This window comes from Cupriavidus gilardii (genome assembly GCF_013314895.1).
Taxonomy (GTDB): domain Bacteria; phylum Pseudomonadota; class Gammaproteobacteria; order Burkholderiales; family Burkholderiaceae; genus Cupriavidus; species Cupriavidus gilardii_C.
Window position 1 is genome coordinate 1 of the sequence record NZ_JABTYE010000052.1, and the last position, 5,366, is coordinate 5,366.

The 5,366-nt window shown below is 56.5% G+C and carries 4 protein-coding genes and 2 pseudogenes; all 6 read right to left on the reverse strand.

All coding sequences use genetic code 11. The annotated features are described in order from the left end of the window. The coding region (locus tag HTY53_RS24495) for a DUF4142 domain-containing protein (RefSeq protein ID WP_174109182.1) at positions 1-476 on the reverse strand (476 nt) is incomplete at its 3' end. A 407-nt stretch (positions 477-883) separates the two neighbouring features. Beyond that, complete coding sequence (locus tag HTY53_RS24500) at positions 884-1,216, reverse strand: hypothetical protein (RefSeq protein ID WP_174109183.1); 333 nt, start codon at positions 1,214-1,216, stop codon at positions 884-886. Between the two features lie 95 nt (positions 1,217-1,311). Next, positions 1,312-2,724, reverse strand: a complete 1,413-nt coding sequence (locus tag HTY53_RS24505; protein ID WP_254600109.1) for a DUF637 domain-containing protein — start codon at positions 2,722-2,724, stop codon at positions 1,312-1,314. 89 nt (positions 2,725-2,813) lie between these two features. Continuing rightward, positions 2,814-3,096: pseudogene (locus HTY53_RS24510) on the reverse strand (DUF4142 domain-containing protein); the annotation flags it as partial. Positions 3,097-3,591: 495 nt separating this feature from the next. Beyond that, the gene (locus tag HTY53_RS24515) at positions 3,592-4,233 is read right to left on the reverse strand and encodes a hypothetical protein (protein ID WP_174109184.1); all 642 of its coding nucleotides are present in this window, start codon (positions 4,231-4,233) and stop codon (positions 3,592-3,594) included. Then, a pseudogene (locus tag HTY53_RS24520) lies at positions 4,230-5,366 on the reverse strand (hemagglutinin); the annotation flags it as partial. The gene HTY53_RS24515 and the pseudogene HTY53_RS24520, both read right to left, overlap by 4 nt.

The window sequence follows — 5,366 nt, forward strand, 5'->3', positions numbered from 1 at the left end:
TGCTTCGCATGCTCCAGATGCGCGACAAAGGCCGGCCGCACCTTGACCAGCAGCGCCTTCAATTCGGCATTGCTGGCGTTCGGTACCAGGGTCTTGTCTAGGGCATTGAGCACGGCCTGGTGATAGTCGATCTCCTGATCGACATAGGCCCGATCGAATGCTTCACCCTTAAGCCCCTTCAGTTTGGCGATGTTTGCTTCCCCTCCACGCTTCAGGGTCTGGGCGGTGGGGTTGTCTTCAGGCTTGAGATCGAGCTTCTTGGCCAAGTCCATCGCGGACTTGTTGACGCTGGAGTGGTCGGAGACCATCAGTTCTGCGAATTCCTTCACGTCCTTGGACTTCGCCTTCGTTCGGGCCAGTTCGCCGGCGTCGATGTCGACCTGGTTGGCTGTGACGACGATGCCCGCGATTTGGGCGTCGTTGGAGGCCTGGGCCCAGGCGATTGTTGCGGTGCACAGGGCTAGGGCCGTGAGCATGCGTTCATGATTGTGACTCCCATTGAGGGGACCCGTCGGCCCACTGCTCCGGATGAGCGGGGATCGGGTCCGTTTATGGGGATGGAGGTCACAGGGGAAGCGGCGTTCCGGAATATGTACCAATACCGCGATGCGACAAGATGCTTCCTCAGGAGAGCACCGACATGTGGTAGTCGTTGAACTCCCATTCCAACCAACGTTGCCTCCGTTAGGCAGCCACTGCCACGCAACCCGGCGGCGGAAAGCCCAACCATTCATGCAAGCGTCCCGGAAAGGTCAGCAGCGGACGACATTGTTGGGTCCACGGGGCAAGATGAGCTTTCCCGTGCCTGATGTCAGATTCGGCTCCGACGCGTCGGAGCACATCTCCAATGGCTAGCATCTTTGCGATGGCATAACCGACTCTTCTATGCTTCGTTAAAATCCGCTGCCTCGAACCTATCCGGCCACTCGCCCATATGAGCGACAGCCTCCAACACGAAGTTATTGGAATCCTCAATCGAGCACATAAACGCGCCTCCGTAGGGCATGTGCCGATGCATAAAATTCCAATCCCATTGCTTTCGACGATCTAGGGGCAAGGGGCTCGTTGTGTAAATAGCCGAGAAAAAACCGACACCGGTGTTCTCGCGAGCAACAACCTCAACATCATTCAATTGCGCACGGACAGCCACGCTCACCGGATCAGACCCACTAAACACCATACTCAATGCAAATTTCTCTTCTTCGGTTAGTTTCATCAGAAAGGCCTCATGGTAGCAGTCGAGATTCTAAATACACCGTCTACAAAGGCTCCTTTAACAGCAACCGGAATCCCATCGACCTGAACAGTAACCTAAGCCCCCATTTGATATGTTCCGGGCTGCACCGCACGCTCGACCGCATTTTGCATTGCGACCAACGCGCGTTCCAGCGTACCGAATTTGTTCACTAGTGGGTCAAGCAAGTGCTTCTCATAAACGGCATCACGAATGAACGGCGCCAAGATGGCGCTCGATGCCGCGCCCACCGCTCCTCCGGCACAGTCGCCGCCTGTGGCGCTCGCGGCAGCACACCCCAACGCCCCGTGAGCCAGCGCGTTCGCGAGCACCGTACCGGCATCAGACCCCGGAGTCCCAATTCCTGGGAGATTCAAGCCGATCGCGCTGGCCCCGAGCGCAGCCCCTTGACTGACAAGGTTACCAATCAGCGCACTACCAAAACTGCCACCGTAGACCGCCGTATTGACCCCAGCACTAACCAACCCAGTGCCAATCACACCCACGGTCTGCTGCCAAAGAACTGAGCTGCCTCCCTCCTTGATCGCCTGCGTGACCCCGGACACGCTGCTCGTACCAGCGAGGTTCGCAAGGGTGTTGGTTCCTTTCAGTGGCACTCCCCACTTGCTCAGGCCGAAGCTGGAACCGTCGAAGGTAATGCCGTGTGTCAAGCCAGCCGTAGCTGCGCCAACGGCGCCCGCCATCACGAGCTTGCCGAAGTTCAACCCTTGCCCAGAGGCGACCTGGCTGACAGCACTGCTCGCCATGCTGGACAGCGCCGCGGTCATCATCGCTTGGCCAATCGTCATATTGGCCAATGCAAAGCCCATCGCCCCCGCTGCTGCGCCGGCTGTCAACACCGATGCAGCGACCGCCAGCGCCATCACGACAAAAGTCGGCAGCCCCTTCTTCTCCTTGACGAAGTCCTGATGAATATCGTCTTCAACCGTGCTGCTGGTGTAGTTCAGGCCTAGATTGGCCTTCAGTTGCGCGACCAGCGCATCGGACGCTTCGCGGTCGATGCTGCCGTCTGCCTTGCGGATCTGGAAGGCCTCGTTGACGGCATTGATGCGCTCGGCGTTGATGTCCATCTGTGCCGCGGCCATGAAGCCGCCGGGCTGGACCTGCGTGCCGCTGGTCTTCAGATAGCCGCCGGATACCTTGCTCCAGATCGCGCCAATGTCGACCACATTGGCCTGGTTGCTCAGCGCCTGGGTGTCAACGGACAGATTGCCAGTAGCGCTGATCGTGCCGGTATTCAGGATGCTCCCATTCCCATCCTGATTGAAATTCAGCGTGACGTTATGCCCGCTGATATTCCCGCCCGCCGACATCGCCTGCATATCGGCCGGCAGATAGATCTGCGGCATCAGCGCGGTGATGGTCGGGCAGCTCGCGGTGCCGGTCGCCGTGCAACTGGGGTCGGGAACCGTCTGCTCCACGTACCAGAGCATCGGCTTGTCGAGCTCGTTGACCTGAGCCTGCGTCAAGGCCTCGCCGAGTTGGACGCCATTGGCCTGGGCGTATTCCAGTGCATTCTGGTACAGGATCGCCTTCTCGACCTGAGCGGCTGACAGCCCCCCTTGAGCCCCTTGAGTTTGGCGATATTTGCCTCCCCTCCACGCTTCAGGGTCTGGGCGGGAGGGGGGCTGTCTTCAGGCTTGAGATCAAGCTTCTTGGCCAAGTCCATTGCGGACTTGTTGACGCTGGAGTGGTCAATGGCCATCAGGTCTGCGAATTCCTTCACGTCCTTGGACTTCGCTTTCATCCGCGCCAGTTCGCCGGCGTCGATGTCGACTTGGTTCGCTGTGACGACGATGGCCGCGATTTGGGCGCCGTTTGGGGACGGGGCCCACCGCCATTGTCGCGGCGGAGCATAGGGATAAGGTCGGCAGGATGTGTTTCATGGCATCGCTCCTCCACCAAATGGACTGCGTCGCTGCGGCGCCGGAGGGGCGTGGGCGATCGATCGGGTCCTTTCATGGGGATGGATGTCATGGGGACGGCGGCGTTCACGACGGACGGACACCAAGCCACCTGCAGAACGTGGCATAGACCAAGTCAAATGCCTCCTCGACAGCACTAAAGAGTCCTAAGTTACTCGGCTCGGCACGTTCAACGTAATAAACTCCCCATCCGCCGGTTTCAGCCACCACACATACACAATCACTTCGCCGAATACCGTCCAATGAATAACTGCTCGGATGGACGCCGATGGTCGCCAGCCTTCTTTACAATTCTCTTCGCGTCACTGCACCTTTCTCTCCAGGTATCCGTTATCGATATACCACTGCCGGCTCCATTGCCATGATAGTCCGTGCAGGACGACTGCATTGCACACGCGATAGACTAGCGAATTACCGCTGCAATCGCCTGAACCGATAAGCAGCATAATGCTGCACGGTCCCGACCGGTATAAGACCAAGCCTGAGACTCATATGAACCTGCATCTGCCTCTCCAAGATTAGATTTCCGTCGCCATCGAGTTGAAGAGAAATTGTATAGTCGGACCTATTGGGCCCGAATTCAGATCGACTCTCCAGGCCACCGCCACCCCAAACGATCTTCCCTTGCATACCGGTACAAATATACTTTTTCGCATCCTCAAACGACGAGGTAAACGTTCCACTCTTCCCATTTGGATATAAAAACGTTATCCGAAATCTCCTGTCAGATTCCCGCGTCACGACCCCCTCGCTCGGATAAACAAGTCGGCCATCATCACGTTCTGCCGCCATCGACAACGCCGCCGATTGCTGGCTATTTGCAAAAGGAAATACATTATCAAGACGCCAAAGAGGGCTCACCTGCAATGCACCAGAGTCGCCGTCAATGATTTCGCCCCGGCCCTCATAGCGGCCCGATAGGTTCACGCATTGCTCACCTACATATTTGTCCGGATCTAGATTGTTTCCGCCTGCTCCCGGGTAGCGTGATGGCGCATGGCCACAGGCGACAACCCATAACACCATGACCAAAGGAATATACGAAATTCTCATTCTTTCTTCTCCGAACCCTCTGCCTGACTCCTAAATGAAGATATGTCTATACCGTATTGATTCAGTAACGTAGTCAGCGCAAAGGGTGCCGACAACGGAATATCTATGTTCGTTTGAGCCTCGAACAATGCCCTTTGAACCATCGTCATGCCCTCTTTTAAGTTTCCAACGGAATCGTAGGCAAATACACTCCCCATGTAATCATGAGGGCAGGCAAATGATTCCATCAGTTTATCAACAAATGACCCGGCAAAGTACTCTTTATTAAATAAAGTACCGGGAAGACCCTGTGCGCCTCCAGTAAGCCCACCAAAGCGGTTCAAAGCCTCAACGAGAGTAATTTGCTGCCCTGTAATATGATCGGTCGCACCTTTGAATACTGCAATACCATCAGCGCCATAGCTAATTTCCCCAAGTTTCCTCAAATCATCCAAGCTAATGCGGGTGCCAGCCAGTTTAATTCCATCTCCATTGACACCCTGGCTAGGGCCACTGATGTTAGTTATCAAAGTATTATTAGAGTCCCTCGCATCTACAATTCCATTGAACTGTCGCGAAGAGTCTATCTGATTTTGGCGCATCGCATCCGCAGCCCAAGCAATGCTGGCAGTTGCAAAGCTCGATATCGCCCCCGATTTACAATCACCGCCCGACATCGCAGCAGTTCCGCATCCCGCGACAGTTGACGCAAACAGGCGGTCAATACCGTAGTTTGGCCCAAAGTAACCAGTGAGACCGCCAGTAATGGCCCCCGTCGCTCCAGCGGTTAGCATTTGTCCGAAATCGAAACTGCCGGAACTCGCAACTTGAGAGACAGCGCTGCTGGCCATGCCGGCCAGCGCGCCAGCAATTGCGAGATTTGCCATGCCGCCGGCTGCAAATGCCGAACTCGCCATGATGCCCCCGGCAGCAGCAGCCTCCACAAAAGACCCTGTGGCAATCAGAGTTGCCATCCCGGCCTCTGCCGCCGCCACTTGGGCGGCCGCAAGAGCGGCGGACGCGGCACCGGCAGTAACTACGGCTGCGACTAAGGCAACGGCAATTACAACGAAGCTAGGCAGCCCCTTCTTCTCCTTGACGAAGTCCTGATGAATATCGTCTTCAACCGTGCTGCTGGTGTAGTTCAGGCCTAG